The organism is Globicatella sanguinis NBRC 15551 (assembly GCF_001552295.1).
GTDB lineage: Bacteria > Bacillota > Bacilli > Lactobacillales > Aerococcaceae > Globicatella > Globicatella sanguinis.
The window spans coordinates 1-16,703 of sequence record NZ_BCQX01000047.1 but is presented as its reverse complement, the minus strand read 5'-3'; the positions used below and the strand labels follow the sequence as shown (position 1 = coordinate 16,703).

The 16,703-nt window shown below is 35.7% G+C and carries 10 protein-coding genes; all 10 read right to left on the bottom strand.

Annotated elements, in window-relative coordinates; all coding sequences use genetic code 11:
• Positions 1-54: 54 nt before the first annotated feature.
• The 10 genes from GSA01S_RS05480 to GSA01S_RS05435 all read right to left on the bottom strand — a co-directional run bounded on the left by GSA01S_RS05480 (position 55) and on the right by GSA01S_RS05435 (position 16,399).
• On the bottom strand, positions 55-543 hold the full coding sequence (locus GSA01S_RS05480; protein ID WP_083513218.1) for a Fur family transcriptional regulator: 489 nt from the start codon (positions 541-543) through the stop codon (positions 55-57).
• 128 nt (positions 544-671) lie between these two features.
• The gene (locus GSA01S_RS05475; protein ID WP_066125624.1) at positions 672-2,207 is read right to left on the bottom strand and encodes an ATP-binding cassette domain-containing protein; all 1,536 of its coding nucleotides are present in this window, start codon (positions 2,205-2,207) and stop codon (positions 672-674) included.
• A 231-nt stretch (positions 2,208-2,438) separates the two neighbouring features.
• Positions 2,439-3,290: an HAD-IIB family hydrolase gene (locus GSA01S_RS05470; protein WP_066125622.1), complete on the bottom strand. Its 852-nt coding sequence runs from the start codon at positions 3,288-3,290 to the stop codon at positions 2,439-2,441.
• Between the two features lie 603 nt (positions 3,291-3,893).
• The gene (locus tag GSA01S_RS05465) at positions 3,894-5,738 is read right to left on the bottom strand and encodes a beta-N-acetylhexosaminidase (RefSeq protein WP_066125621.1); all 1,845 of its coding nucleotides are present in this window, start codon (positions 5,736-5,738) and stop codon (positions 3,894-3,896) included.
• Positions 5,735-8,485, bottom strand: coding sequence for an alpha-mannosidase (locus GSA01S_RS05460; protein ID WP_066125619.1), 2,751 nt, complete (start codon positions 8,483-8,485; stop codon positions 5,735-5,737). Before GSA01S_RS05460 ends, GSA01S_RS05465 begins: the two co-directional genes overlap by 4 nt.
• Before the next feature lie 9 nt (positions 8,486-8,494).
• Positions 8,495-9,778 (bottom strand): glycoside hydrolase family 125 protein, encoded by a 1,284-nt coding sequence (locus tag GSA01S_RS05455; RefSeq protein WP_066125617.1) that lies wholly within the window; start codon positions 9,776-9,778, stop codon positions 8,495-8,497.
• Between the two features lie 617 nt (positions 9,779-10,395).
• Positions 10,396-11,820, bottom strand: a complete 1,425-nt coding sequence (locus GSA01S_RS05450; protein ID WP_066125615.1) for a response regulator transcription factor — start codon at positions 11,818-11,820, stop codon at positions 10,396-10,398.
• The gene (locus GSA01S_RS05445) at positions 11,781-13,478 is read right to left on the bottom strand and encodes a sensor histidine kinase (RefSeq protein WP_066125613.1); all 1,698 of its coding nucleotides are present in this window, start codon (positions 13,476-13,478) and stop codon (positions 11,781-11,783) included. The genes GSA01S_RS05450 and GSA01S_RS05445 overlap by 40 nt, the downstream gene beginning before the upstream one ends.
• Positions 13,475-14,062, bottom strand: coding sequence for a YesL family protein (locus GSA01S_RS05440; RefSeq protein WP_066125611.1), 588 nt, complete (start codon positions 14,060-14,062; stop codon positions 13,475-13,477). The genes GSA01S_RS05445 and GSA01S_RS05440 overlap by 4 nt, the downstream gene beginning before the upstream one ends.
• Positions 14,063-14,179: 117 nt before the next feature.
• A complete protein-coding gene (locus tag GSA01S_RS05435) occupies positions 14,180-16,399 on the bottom strand; it encodes a GH92 family glycosyl hydrolase (RefSeq protein WP_066125608.1) in 2,220 nt (739 codons plus the stop codon).
• Positions 16,400-16,703: the final 304 nt, after the last annotated feature.

Here is a 16,703-nt window from a genome sequence, read left to right as displayed (position 1 = left end):
CGAACAATAATCTTAACTAAATTTTTCAAGTTTATGTCCAGCCTCTTTGATCCTTTAATCTCTTTCATTTTGACATTCCGGACAAATGCCAAACATCTCCATACTAACACTACTTACTTGATAACCTGTTGCTTCTTCAGCATCACTAATAAATGGTGTTAAATCACGGTATGGAAAATCTTCCACCCTACCACATCTTTCACAAATGATATGAAAATGTTGATTACCAATAAAATCATAACGGCTAGTAATTCCTGCAAACTTCATTTCTTTAACATAGCCATGCTCAACTAAGGTACTTAAATTATTATAAACCGTAGCTAAAGACATGCCTGGATAGTTCGGTAATAAATCATCATAAATCTCTTCAACTGTTGGATGAGAATGACTTTCAACCATATAAGTTAATATCGCACGTCGAGGCTCCGTAATCCGAACATGTTTCTCTTTTAATTCTGCTAAAATTCGTTCAACGGTCTTACGCGCATCATCACTATGTGTTCTTGATAAATAGCTATGATGATCATTTGCATGATGAGTCATCTTTATGCGCCTCCTATTTTGTCTATTTATTTTATTATAGCATTCTAACCCCTATCTATAAAGCTTTTTTACCTACTTGTAATAATTTCGTTAATTTTACACTTTAGTCATTGGAAGCGATACATTCATTATTGCTTATGATTAGATAATCGTTCCAGTGCATCGTGAGTTAAACGATAATGTCGATGACATACCTCTTGATTAAAAAGACGATCATGCGAAACAACAATCAAACACCCTTCAAAATTCTGAAAGATTTGTCGAACCTCTCTTTGTGACAAAGGTGAAAAATTACGCGTCGGCTCATCCACAATCAATACATTCACTTGATCCAAATCAATCTTCAATAATAACAACTTAGCTTTTTGACCACCTGATAATTCACCAATCGCATGATGCATTTCATCATAAGTAAAACGAATACTACCTAAAAATGTGGTCACTAAGGTGACTTCATCTTTCTCGTCACTCCGCTTTAAAAATTCAATCGGCGTCTTATCATAAGGTAATACTTGACTATAATCTTGTGGCATATAACCGACTCTTAAATCGGTTCGTTTTTTTAAATCTTGAAAGATTTTTTTCAACAAAGTCGTTTTCCCAATGCCATTAGCACCGATAATACCAATTTTATCTTGTCCATGAATCACTAATCCTAATTGCGAAATGTTACACTGCTGATTATTAAAAGATTGATCCTGATAATTAAGGACTATTTTTGAAGCTGATAATGGTTGATAGCAACGGAGTTTAACTAAAATAGCCTCTTCTTTTACAGGGATTTCTTTAAAGAATTCGGTCGACTTGTGTAATCGATCTTGTGTGGCTAAAACATTTTTCATCTTTTTAGCAATTAATCTGCCTGCTGTTGCATCATGGGTATTGCGAACTTGATGCTCCACCGCTTGATGAATTTGATGTTGTCGTTGCATTTGCTTCTTATGCTCTTCTCTTTGCTTAGTAGCGATTTGCAAATCCTTATCAAATTGTCTTTCTCTATTTTGAATAAAGGTATCATAGTCAAGATTAACCAAGGTCGTTTTGGTCACTTTCTTATGATGTTGCGTCTCAAATAATATCAAACGATTAGCGGTTTGCGTTAATAAAGTTTCATCATGTGAAATGAAAATGATTGTTTTTTCTGTATTTTTAATAAAATAGGTCAACCATTCAAGCGTTTCAAAATCCAAATCATTAGAAGGTTCATCGAGCAAAATAAGTTGTGGATCTTGTGCTAAAATTTTAATTAATTGAAGTTTTATTTTTTCTCCACCGGATAAACTCCCTAACAACTGATGAGAATCAAAACGCTCGCTATCAAAACCTAATTGAGAAGCATATTGGTAAAGCAAATTATAATCCATTTGCTCTAATGTACTCATATCAAACAAATAATGATTAATACTGACATCATTTAAAGATTCAGGCATAGTTTGTGGTAAATAGCCCATTAAAATTGTTTTATTTATCAACTGACCTGTCACTTCTGCATAATCTTCAATTAGTCTCATATCGTAAATAGCCTTTAACAATGTTGACTTGCCATTGCCTTCTTCACCAATCAATGCCAACTTATCTCCCGGATTGATTGTCACCGTTAAATTATCAACTAACACTCTAAAATCATAGCGATGCGTAACGGTAAATTTATTTAGTTGTAACATACAAATTCTCCTTTCAATTAACTGTCAATTACCAACTGAAAGACTAAGTAAGAAAAATTTGTACGCAAAAAGACACAATGATCCATCCAATAGTGCCTAAGTGCATACTAACCCCTGTCATTATTACAATCACAGTCTATTAGCTTACTTAGTTACTATTGAATCATCATTGTGTCGATCAACTCCTTAAATTGTTACTAAAAGTATAACATAAAGACTTATTAAAAAACATTATTTTTTATATAAATCTTGCTTTTTCATCGTTGCTAACATATGCTTGACCACCGCATGATCATTAGCATCGCCTATTTGATTTTTAGCTACGTTTTTAGCTATCTCCTTCGCTGAAGAAGGTGCATAAGAATGAATAAAATATTCTAGCATTTCCACGTCATTAGAATCATTACCATAAACAGCTACTCGATCAGGATGCACATTAATTTTTTTCAATAAAGCTAAAATCCCTTGACGTTTATTCACATTTTGAGCCGTAATCTCAAAGTGGACTTCATCATTATAGGCATAACTAAAATGATCTTGATTAGCTTCTAAATATTCCACCAATCGTTGATGTTCCTCAGCTGAATTCGTAATACATTCTAATTTTAAAATACTTTTTGTTTTTAAAAATTCATCATCCACACCATAGTGGAACTGTCCTACTAAAAGATTTAATAAAGCACGTCCAAAATTTTTAAAGGTTGGGGTGTTTTTAAACCCCTTTAAAAAATGCTTAAAACGATTGTGCTTTACATAAGCTTGTTGCGCGGTTAAAAATTCAAAACTAATTTCAGGAAACATATCTTGAATTTCAATGATTTTTTTCGGTTCGATAGCGATAGTATCAATTATTTTACCTTTATTATCGATTACGAGTGCTCCATTCATAGCAATAATATACTGCGTATGTCTTAAAAACCCTAAGCCAAAACGTTGGTGGTTACGCATATGACGACCGGTCGCAACCGCAAAGCGATAGCCACGTCGATCCGCTTCTTCAATCGCTTGATTAATGGTTTTATCAGCAATATGATATTTATTTAATAAAGTCCCATCTAAATCACTAATAAACATTCTAATCATTTGATAACCCCCTATTGATGCTTGCCTTTCCATTATACAAAATACGTCAGCACTTTACTATACGAAATCAACAAGTTATCTCAATTTCATACTTAAGACTTATATTTTTTTACACGTCGCTTTTCAGACAATCAAACTTAAAAATGAATTACCAAGAATGGGCAAGAAGTAGAAGAGAGAGTGATGCTCGCTTCGTCTAACTACTCGCTTGTAGCCTGATTAGATTCCTCCGAAGTTTGAAATCGACATAATCTTTAATCAACTACAGACAATAGTGATTGAACTTTCGTTATGACAGTGGCTCATTTTTCATTTGCGAAGCGGCTTAATTTTCATTTGCGAAGTGGCTCATTTTTTAATTGCGTAATGGCTCGTTTTTCATTTGCGAAGTGGCTCACTTTTTAATTGCGAAATGGGTCACTTTTTAATTGCAAAGTGGCTCACTTTTTAATTGCGAAATACAACAAAAAGACGGTCTCATTGCTCTTTAATGGTAGTAAACTCACAAAAAGAAAATGGACCGTTACTTTTTAATGTTGTCTCATTGACATTAACCCTTTTGACATCACTCTTTTATAATCTTCGTCAATCTAATATTTTCTTTTACCAAGTCGAACGACTTCTTGACATAATTTTTAGAGCACGATTATAGGTTATCGCTTGTTTTTCATTGCGACTCGCTTGTGGTGCACCATCTAAGCGTGGTTCTTCAAGTTCTGGTATCACCTCAATGTTTCCATTCACATAATCCATCAAACGACTAGCGGTAGACTTAGCACGCATCATCATCCCACCAAAGCGATGTTCAATAATCTCGAAGCCTTGAGGATTCGCTTCTGCTAACCAAACTCTTCTACGAGCCTCACATAAAGCATCTAGCGCCCTCTCTAAAGCTGGAAGATCGTTTTGGGCAATGTTTGCCAAAGTCTCTTTATTATCTTGATGATAAGCTTGCCAAATTTTTAATGGTAAATCCCATTTAATCGCTAATGTTTCGGCTAATTGAGAATAGAAATGGTTAATTAAGACATCGCCTCTTAATAACGAACTAAATTGACTCGCTAATTCTGTCATTTTTGCTCCATAATCCACTTCCATCGTCTCAATTTGTTCCATAAACATTGGCATTAATAAATCTTGATAGAGGAAATATTTAGACGGTGTCACATCCAAGGCTTTCATTTCATCGAACTCAGGTAATAAATCAATTTCACCTTGCCATAACCATTGAGTTAAAGTTAAACCAGTATAATCAATTAACCATTGGTTGAATACTTCTTCGTCATACTCTTGACTATCTAATAAAGCATATAACACTAATCCAAATTCTACTACTTGGAATGGTGCCTCACTCCCATCATCGCCCCATGCAGTCGCCATCACTTTCGCTACTTGTTTTTCTTTACACGCAGATAAAGCAGCGATGGATGTATAAAGGGTCTTCTTATGATGTGGGACATAACCACACCAACGCCAACTTCCTCCTGCAAAGTGTAATTGCTCGGTGATTTGACTACGTGTTTCAATACGATTAATATAATGTTCTTTTGATTCATTATAATAATCCCAATACATTAACTCGATGCCTTCAGGAACCTTAAACTCACTCACATCTTCTAATTGGTTATACCAAGAAAAGAACATATCATCCCAAACCATCGGTTTCCAACCAATTTCTTGACATAATTCAATCATGAACTCTAAATGTTCTTGCATAATTTGTGTTTTGGATTTTAAGCCAAATTCCGTTAAATAACTACCACGACCTAAGTTATAGGCTTCATCCATTCCTAAATGAATCGTTTGCGTCGTAAAACAAGTTCTTAATGACGTTAACATTTGACGAATTAAGGTTTTGGTGGATTCCCGTCCAACATTTAAAATATCGTCAATGTCAACATATTGACTGTTTTCATGTTCCCATTCAAAAAACTGGTTTAAATGGGCCAGTGTTTGAATACATGGCACCAACTCGATCCCTAATATGTCCGCATATTGATTTAATTCTTTTAAATCGGCTTGACTATAGCGCCCACGAAAAGCACCAAAATAAGGTTGTTCAGGTATTTCATAAGTATCTTCCATATAAAGCATATACCAAGTGTGGCCCATTAAAGCCATTTTACGTAACAAACGTTTAACCGTCGACACATTCGCAACCGCATTACGCGAATTATCTAACATTAACCCGTTTCGCTCAAAATGATACTCAATTGTTAATGGTAATGCTTTACCATGACGCCATTGCCAAATCGCTTGTACTGCATGAGGAATATCTTTGGCTTCAATCACCAATGCTGCTTGTTCCTGATACATTTTTACGGATAACTCATTAATCCAATTAATTTTTAAAACTTGTCCTTGAGGATCCAGTTTTACCTTTAAATCATCTGCTAATAATTTGACGGCTGCTTGTAATGCTGGATCTTGAATGTTTAATTCTATCATGATATCAACTCCCAGTTAATTAAATACGTTTGAATCTGATGATTTTTAATACGATAGCGCTTTGTTTCCTCGGTTGCTTCATAAGGTTGTTCTAATAAGTTTACTGGTTGTAATTCAATATTGTCTAGCGTCAACTGACGAATATCTGCTAACTCTTCACCCAAATTGACTAAGCGTATCGCTAAATGCTGTTGGTCACGGCTCATTTTCACTGCTGTAATGACCAAGTGTTTCGGTAATGGTTGACTGAAAATACTCTCTAAAAACGCCAATCCATTCTCAAATGTTGTTTCGTCTTGAACTCGACTTAAAGGGGCATTGGTTAACAATGGAACAAATTGATAGCGTCCCGCTATCAAACTGTCTGTTTCTGCTTCTTCAGAATCCCATAGCGTGATGCTTAAATTTGATTGATAATCGTGTAAACATTGTGCTTCTGGTGTTGGGAAATAGCCCCAATCGCCCATTTCACCGGTACAGCGTAAGATCGTAATGGCTAAAGTGGTTCCGGAACCATCCGCATTGACTTCATATTCATAGTTACCATTGGAAGCAACCGTCAAGCCAAAACGTTGACTATTATCCTCATTATGAATACTAACCGCATGTCTTGAAACTTGAGGATTACTTGGATTACGCCATTCTGAACTTACTTGATTAGCACGAGTCACGATTTCATAGTGACTGTCTGCTAAATGATGAGTACTAGATTGAGGTAAATGCCAAACCATTCGAATCCGATGATCTTTGACATCATTTTGACCTACAATCTTAACTAGAATACTTTTATCTGTCGGTTTTAAGGTATAAATCACTTGAATCGTTTGTTGCTTCATTTCACTTGAACGGCCACTCGTACGATTCGTAATATCGATTACCCGTCTTTGCTCTTCAAATAACTTTTCATCAGCTGAGATTGGCAATGACCATTGATAAGTCACCATTAAACGTTCTTCGAATAATGTGGATTCTTTTTCAACTGAAGTGAGATGATCCTTACTAAAGATCCGCTCTCCTACTGATTCTTTGAAAATATATTCATTTCCACTATCACCCGTGTCTTCTAAAATACATTGACCCGCATAGGTTCTTTGTTGACGTTTATCGCGTAATGTTAAGCTTCCATTCGGTTCAACCGTAACCGCTAAATACTCATTTTCAATCGTTCGGTCCTGATTTGCTTGCTGAGATGGTGTTGGTTGCTTCATTTCCTTAGTCGGCACTAAAAACAATTGTTTAACTGACATTGGTGCTAAGTCTTCCATCAAAACTTGCACCTGTGCGTATCGCGCCATATAAGGGACTCTAAAGCGGTCTTTTGGTAAATCATAATGATACTCAACACCCAAATCAATGATTTCAGCCTCGTAGTCATTTCCCTCGGCATCGATTACTTGCCATTGGCCAAAGTCCCATTGTTCCATCTTTTCAAAAGCATTACTTGGAGACGTTTCGCTAAATTGACAGCGTGCCATTTCCACCTTAACCGTCGCTATATCTGATTTTTTAACGGTCGTCGTATTCCAAATTTGAATCGCATAGGCAGATGCTTCAGGTTCTACTGAAAAATGATAGCCAGATAATTGACTTAAAAATTCTGCCTGTAAATAATCCAGTACTGCTTCACATTGATCAAAACGTGCTTCCATCCCGTGGATGACTTCATCCACACTACAAGCACAGATACTATCATGAGGATAATTTTGTAATAAAAGTTTCCAAGCGAAATCAATCTTATCGTATGGATAAGCATAACCATATTTTTGACAAATGACCGCTAATGGTTCAATTACTTGTTCTAATCGTTGTGATAACTCATGACTCCGTTGTTTTAAGTGAATGCGATTAGAGGCTGTATTGGCTAAGGTATACCAACCATCCGTTTCTTGTGAACGCAATTCACCTTTTACCGTTGATAATGCGGGTAAGCCTTCCGCCTTAATTGCTTGATAATACTGAGTAAAATTAGAATGAATAAAATGATAATCTGGGAATAATTCATTAGCCAGTTCGATTGCTTGGCTAATATCCGTTTGCACCGGTTGATGATCACATCCATTCATCATCAATAAGTGGCCCGTAGCCGCATACAACTCTGCATCCGCTAATTTTTGTGTCCAAAATTTTTGGGCTGCCTCGGGTGTTGTCGGGATTTCATTGCCATTACTATACCAATTAGCAAACAAAATACCTAAAATCTCGTCTTGATTCGGACTTTGCCAATACATTTCTGAAAAAGTCGATTGAAAATCTCCTTCATTAATGACCACATTATTAAAGCCCGTTGGTTTAACTCCACGACCAAAGGTGGCAAATTCCATTCCCGTTTCTTTCACAATCTGTGGTATTTGACCCGATAAGCCAAATGTATCAGGAAAATAACCTACTTTTTCGCCTTCCACGCCCCATTTTTCTAGTTCTTGACTTCCAATTAGCGCATTACGAACATTGGCTTCTTCACTAATTAAAAAAGCATCTTGTAAAATGTAATACGGTCCGATTCTTAATTTACCGTCATCAATCGCCTGTTGCAAGCGTTGCTTTTGATTTGGACGCACCTCTAAATAGTCATCTAAAGGTAACGTATGACCATCAACATGAAAATATTTAAATTTGGGATCTGTATCAAATAAATCCAAAACGTTATCCAATAATTCTACCACGCGCATTCGATGCGCTTCAAAAGGTAAATACCATTCACGGTCTAAATGACTATGTGAAATAATATGAACTGTTTTCTTCGACATGACACCCTCCTAAATTTTAACTTGATAATCGTAGTAATCTAATAATAATTCACAAAACATCATATTTGACCATGAGAACCATTCACGCGTAAAAGCTTCTGGATTATCAACATCGAAGGATTCGTGCATACGATTGGTGCCTCCATCTGTGTTAACCAAAATATCTAAAATTTCTTTCTTTTCTGACTTGGTTTGTGCGGTCAAACCTTGAATAGCTAAAGCCATTGGCCAAATGTAATGTTCCCAAGTATGTGAACTTCCGATCCCTTCCGCATATTTTCCTTTATAAAAGTACGGATTTTCTGGACTTAAAATAGTTTTGCGTGTATTGAGATAAACAGCATCATCATTTTTTACATAACCTAAATAAGGAATCGACAATAAACTTGGAATATTCCCATCATCCATAATTTTATAATTGCCTAACCCATCTACTTCATAGGCATAAATTTCTTCGCCCACTTTATTTTTGACTTTGGCATATTTTTCAATACCCGCTTGAATTTCTTCTTTTAATGAAATAGCTTCAGCCACTAGCTCAACCGGTAGGTCAATGACAGAAGCTAATTTTTCGACATAACCTAATACCACGACCGCAAACATATTAGAGGGTACTAAATAATGATATTCACAACGGTCATCACTTGGTCTAAACCCACTCCAAGTCATCCCAGTGTAACCAACAGGTGTCCCCACACCATTGACTAAAGTATCTTCTTCACGATCCGTATCACGAATAAAATGGTACGGAGAGTTTTCATGGTTTTGCTCGGTACGCCATACATGTAAAATATCTTTTAATCCTGTGATAAATTCATCATCAAGATGTTCTGTACGACCGGTGTTTAAATAGAGTAAATAAGCTAACTGAATCGGATAACATAAGCTATCCACTTCATATTTGCGCTCCCAAATTAAATCGGTCATCTCTGTATGATCATCCTGATGTCCTTTACCATTTGCCTCGCGGTTAAAGGCATTGGCATAGGGATCATGATGAATATTTCTAAATTGTAAAGTGACCAAACCTTTAATTAATTGATACACTTCTTCATCCATTTTGGCAAGTAACATATAAGGTCTTAATTGTGCACTTGAATCGCGTAACCACATCGCTGGGATATCACCTGTTAAAACAAATGAGGTACCATCTGGATTACGTTGAATCGTTGTTTCTAAAGTATTTAAAAAACATTCCTCAAACACTTTACCCCATTTTGGGTTTTCACTTTGTGTTTTCTTAATAATCTTCTCCATAAAAGATTGAATTGTTGGTGTTATTTGAAATGACATATTAAACCTCCTAAATATATTTAGTCAATTATATTATAAGGTAAAAACGCTATCATTATAATAGTTAAATAGAATATACATACTTTATTATAAAACACCACTAATTTATAGACTGAAAATTTACCAATCATCCCTCATATTCGGTTAAACATACCCATTAAAGGAGTTGGTAGAAAAATGAACAAAAAGGAATGGGCCAGAAGTCGCAAACTAGATGACTTTCGCTGCTTCTTCCCACTCCCAATTAAGTAGCTTTCAATTTTGTCTTTAAGACGCGGTTGGATATTATGCAACTGCGGCGGTTATAAAATAGCTGTTTGATACTATGTCACCGTTGCATTTATAAGATAGCGGTTTGATACTATGCAACTGCGGCGTTTATAAAATAGCTGTTTGATACTATGACACTGCGGCGTTTACAAATAATCATTTGATGGGAGGCCACCACTGTATTTATAAATTAACCAGATTGAAACAAGATTTTTAAAATTTTGGCCAATCCTCTATTATTCAATCTATTTTATTCAATCAATCCCCATGTTAGCCTTTAAAGTCCGGTCTCGAATTCTGGACCTAAATAAGCGGGTGCCCAGCACCACAAGTTTAGAGGACAGTCTCTACAGTAGTTCTTGCTCATCATCCCAGTAATGCTGACGGTATTCTTTAGGACTTAAGCCCACGGCCTGTTTGAACATCCGATAAAAATAGCCTTGATTTTGATAACCGACTTCATTGCCAACTTCAGCAATCGTCAATTGCGTCTTAATTAACAATTGTTTGGATTTTTCAATCCGTAATTCATTCAAATATTTAGAAAAAGATTGATTTAGCTCTTTTTTAATTAATTGACCCAAATACATGACATTCATATGTAAATGATCAGCTAAATGTTTCAAAGTCAGTTCTGACGCTAAATTGTCATTGATATACATAATCGCCTCTTGAACAACTGGATGAAGACGATCATATTCTACTTGTGCTTGATTCACCCTTAATAGTTCAGCCGTTTGCTGAATCACTTGGTGAACCGTTTCAATTTCGGTCAATAAAGGTTTTTCCACCGTTTGATAATTGATAAATGCTTGCATAATTTGTAATACTTCATCACGATTGACTGCTTGATAGGTCAACTCTCTTTCCAATTGGGTTAATAATTCGCCTACTTGAACCAATTGATTTTTATCTAAATGTTGATAAATCGAAGCAATTAAAGATGCAATCGTTTCTTCATTATTCTTCGTAGGCACTTCAAATAAATAGTGGACGAATGATTGTTCCGAATCTTTTTTGATATAAAAATCTAAATTGTCCATGCGTCGTCTAAATGCCTGAAACCAATGATGTAAATTTAGTAAACTTAACGGTTCCATTTGTTTTATCACTCTACCGTGTAATAGCGCATCCTCTTGGATTTTAATGACAATGATTGAGTGGTCAAACTTTTGTATGATTAACCAATTGGGTGACTGTTGATAGTGTTTTAGCCATTCAGCAAATGCCTGTTCGTCATTTGGTGTAATAAAGAGGACTTCGGGCGCTTCATTAATGGCTTCTAATTCCACATTCTCTTGAAGCGGATTTCTTAACCATTCAAATAATTTTTGTTTCTTTAAATTTACTTTTTGTGTTTGTAATTGATAATGAATATCCAAGCGGTGCATTACTTTTTTCAATGCTTGATGCAATTCATCACGATCAATTGGTTTTAATAAATAATCGGAGGCGCCTAATGATATACCACTTTTGACATATTCAAATTTTTCATATCCCGAGATAAAAATAAATTCAATCCGATGATCTTGATTTTTTACTTGTTCGATAAATTCGATTCCGGATAAACGCGGCATGTTGATATCGGTAATAATAATATCAATCGGTAGCTGATTAATCACCGCCAATGCTTCTTCACCATGACTAGCCGTGGCGGCTAATTGAAGGCTAAGTCCTTCCCAATCAATCATCCGTTCCAAGCCCTTTAAAATCATAAATTCATCATCAACCATTAAGACTCGATAGTTTCTTTGATGGGTAGTTTCAACCAAACCGATACACCTCCTCTTGTATTGAGCCTATATTCCATTGTTATTTCCTTACCAAATACTTGAGCCAGCCTTTGCGCCACCAACCCTATCCCAATGCTGGTCTGCGCTGGTTGTATTTGATAGGGATTTTTAATATATTGCTTAATTTGCGTATTCAGTAAATCAATTTGCTCCTCGGTCATTCCCTTACCATTATCACTTAATTTGATCTCGAATGTATTCGCTACGCGTTGAATAGTCAAGCTTAAATGATTATCATGTCGACTAAAATCAACACCATGTACTAAATAATTTTCAATTAAGGGTTGTAAAGTAAACTTCGGCAAAATAATCCGATTCAAACTTTCATCAAGTTCAATATCAAAGGATAATTTTTCTGGATAACGTGCTTGGTATAGTCCGACATATTTCTTGATGAAATAAACTTCTTGATAAATAGTCGCTTCTTTCTCATTGGTGATATTATTTCGGAGTAAAGAAGAGAAATCATAAACAAATTCAGCTAAAGAATCTGCGCCTTCAACATAGGCACTCATCCGAATATATTCTAAAGTATTATATAAAAAGTGCGGGTTTATTTGTGCTTGTAAAGCCTTTAAGACAGCTTCATTATTTTGTAATTGTAAATGAAACATCTCGCGCATACTTGCTTGTTGACCATTTAACATCGCATTGATCGCTTTAGTAATCTGTTCAAGTTCTGCGACTTTATTATTTTCATTAATCCGATAATAAACTTGTCCTTTTTCAATCTTACGGGTTGTAACGAGAATATCATTTACCTGATCCGCATAACGTCTAATTTGCTTGAAAATAAAAATTAAAATGATTCCGGCAGTAAACATCACAAATAGAAAGATTCCGAGAATAATCCCGATAATCCGTTGCCATAAGATTTTTTTGGGCATTAAATAAATAACATTATGACCGGTAGTGGTCATCTCTTGACTAACGAAATGATCTTGTCGCCACTTATCGATTTTAGCTGTGATATCGGTTAACGCAAGCGTCTCTCCAGGTTTTGAAGCGAAGCTTCCCCGTCCTACTAATTGATTGACAACCGGATCAAAAATTAACAGTTCCCCTTCTTTTTCGGAAAAAATTTCCTTAATTAACTCATCATAAGAATAAGTAAAGTATAATTGGCCTAAATCCTGCAAAGTAAATCGACTTCTTAACGGCATCGATAAATGAATACCTGTTTTAAAATTTAATTGTTCTACTTTACGACCTTTAGGATTTTCCGCTAGTGACTCATAAAAATACTCACTATTAGCTAGACTCATTTGAATCGCTATTAAATGTCGATTGTAATCATATTGACGGAATGTTTCATTTGGTAAAAACTCACCACGAGCGCCATTTAATAAATAATACGTATGGTGGTCAGAATAACTTTCATTGAAGTAACGATTCAATTCTTTTTCCCAGCTATTAGACGAGGTCAAAACTTGAGCAAAACGATTCATACCATTAGTAGCATTATTAAGTGTAAAAGCCATTGTTTTAGCAATACGATCCATCTCCATCAGCATGGCATCACGCCTTTGAATATAGATGACCCCCGTGACCAAGGTAGGTAAGGCTAACATTAAGATTAACGTTGTTAAAGTATAATATTTTAAAATCAGATTCAGTTGATTCTCTTTTACTTTCATATTATCTCCAACCTTGTCCATTCTTTATAATAAATTGACGTCATAAAACTAATCCAAATCGCCCATCCTGTTAAAAAGACAATTGCGGGAAATTGCATACTCACTAAGCCTAAAATAAATCCTAATAACAAGGTACCAATATTCGCTTTGGGAGACATAAACAACTGCATCCACGATAATTTAGTAATTTGCCAAGCAGCACCGTCGTAATATTGTCGAAGTTGAGCTTCTGCCAACATCGTTAAGACACATCCAATCAACAGAGCCACTTGCACAAACCATGACATTAAAAAGATAATCCCTTTCAATTGACTGGTCACAAATAATGCCCACAATAACAAAATGATACACAGATTATAGAGCCATGAAATAATAGCCGTCTGCTTATATTCGATTTTAACCTTGTGCCACCATTGTTTAAAAGTTAATAATGCAGCATTATTTTTTGCTTCTAAATGCAGACTAATGCCTACGGTTAAAGATGACAATAGACACCCTCCCAATAGAAACCCTAAGACTAGCATTAAATTTAATTTTAAAAAATAGTATATGCGATGAATCGCCTCATTAAAACGTGATTCCATTGTTCATGACTCCTGACTTTATATTTTGTTACGATTGATTGGATAGGGTTGCCTTTAAATAGACATTTAGATAAAAGTAATAAATGTTTAAGACACTCTTCTTTAGAGCACTACAGTTTACTGATCAGCATCCATTGAGAATGGCCGTAAAGCGGGTGCTACTTTTTCAATACTTGGGACGGATCCTAGTGATTGTTCTAATTGAATTCCCTGCATTAACTCTTGATGACTCAAATATTGTGGTAAATAAGGTTTCCCATTTAGCCAACGCTTGGTAACCACTTGTAAATAAGGTGTCTGATAATTTCGTGAAATTAACTCAGTCTTTTGACCACTTTCTAAATGAATAGTGGCTTCATCCCAAATCATCATTCCTAAGGTCCATTGACTTGCACCAGGTGTCATTGAATATAGACCGAGACTACTCAACACATACCAACTGGATAAACTACCATTATCTTCATCACCAATATAGCCATCAAATGCGTCACTAAATAATTGAGTAATTAATTGTTTAATCAGTAAATGAGAAAATTGAGGATATCCCGCATAAATGAATAAATAGGGCATATGAAAGCTGGGCTGGTTTGATAAAGCTAATTGGCCGAATTGTACACGAGCCATTTCGGTCATTTCATGAATTTCATAACCATAACCATTGACATCATAAATAGGCTCTTGATTAATTAAATGATTGAGATGATTAAAAAATTCTTCATCGCCACCGTGTAAGGCAATTAAATCGGCAATATTATGATAGACAGCCAAACTATTTTGCCAAGCACTTCCTTCAGTATAGTGTTCGCCCCAACGATGAGCGTCGATTGTCTCCAACCACTCGCCACTATCGGTACGTGGTACCATTTGCTTATCCTTCACATTGAATAAATGACGATAGGAACGGGCACGCACTCGATATTCCTCAGCTAATTCTTTTTTCCCTAAATAAGCTGCCACTTGACTAATACAAAAATCACTATAAGCAAAATCTAATGTCTTATTGACAGATTCATGGTAATTCGTCGATAAATAGCCTAGTGATAAGTACTCTTCAACTCCTTCACGACCTTCGGTAGCATGTTCACCTGCATGATTAGCAGAATCAATCATCGCCTCTAATAATAAAGATGCTGTCTCCTTATCAACTAAACCTTTCGTTACCGCATCGGCAATTACACCATCTACTAAAGTCCCCGGCATTAATCCACGCTCATCAGGCGATAACCATTTAGGTAAATAACGATCTGCTCTCACAACTGATAAAATACCATCGATAAATTCCGGTATTTTAGACGGTATGATTAAGCTATACAATGGATAATTCGTTCTAAACGTATCCCAGTATCCATTATTAGTGAAGAAATGGCCCACTTCTACTTTACCGGTATAAGGCGAAAAATGAACCGTTTTATTAGTCGCATCCACTTCATGTCCCATTTGGGGAAAAGTGGCTGTACGCCATAAGCAATGATAAAATAATTTTACTTGGTCAAAATCACGATGTTTAACATCAATACGCTCTAAATAATTGAGCCATTGATTGGCTGAATGTTGTATGCCATCTAAAAATGTCCCTTTAAAAAATTCATCTTGTAGTCGATTGAATTTTGCCTGCTCATAAGAAATGTAGGACGTGGTTAACGACATCTCAATTGTTTCTTGTTCAACCTCTACCTGAAATAGATACATTACATGATCATGTTGATTCAAATTCAATGGTATTTTGATTAGAGGCGTCAAGCGACACTGCGACTTTAGAATTGAATATTGTTGAAATTGATTATATTTTGAACCCGCCAATTGGGCAGTTTCTAGTTGAATGGAATGGCCATCCGATTGTAAATTAACCGTACTATCCGCATCAAGAGTAATGGTTAATAAATGATACGGAAAAGTCCGCGTGGCTTGTACTTGCCATCTAGCACCACGCTCACCTACCGTCCAACTTTGTTTTAATCCATCTCTCAATCTTTTATAAGATAAATAATGAGGTTGAAAAATTGCCTCATCAGGACGATAACTACTCATTGAAATATTCAGTGCCATATTTTCAGTCGGGTTAGCCATTAATTGTCGATACTCTTCCTGTGTTAATCGTAATTGATTAAATAATACCTGGCAAAAATCCCCCATCCATGGACTCGGTTGATGAGTTAACCTTACACCATATTGAGTATAATCATCAGGATGGAAAAAACGACTTTCATTTAAACGCGTTTGCATTACAAAATGGTTCATCCCAAAAGGGACACCAGTATATGGCAATGTATTACCATGCCCGATAGAATGTTGATTACGAGTACCCATCCTCGTATCAATAAATTGTAAATGATTCATCCAATCACCTCGTAAACTATTATACGCTATTACTAAAGCGCACTCAAAAAAATTTAAAAGAAGAGGCGGCACCAACGTACCTGCCTCTTAGGGGGTTCAATATTAGTTAAATTTAACAATGACTTTATTGAATTTATAAAGTTGATGCCCAGTCTCCAGTGCTGAACGCAACTTTTCGCACTTTGGGAATCCGGCTCAAAGTTGCAGAAATGGCCTCCACTTCGAACATTGCCTTTGAGTGTGTTCCACTCTGCAGGCTATGTTCTCCAGTGTTCCATTTCTGAACGCAACTTTTCGCACTTTA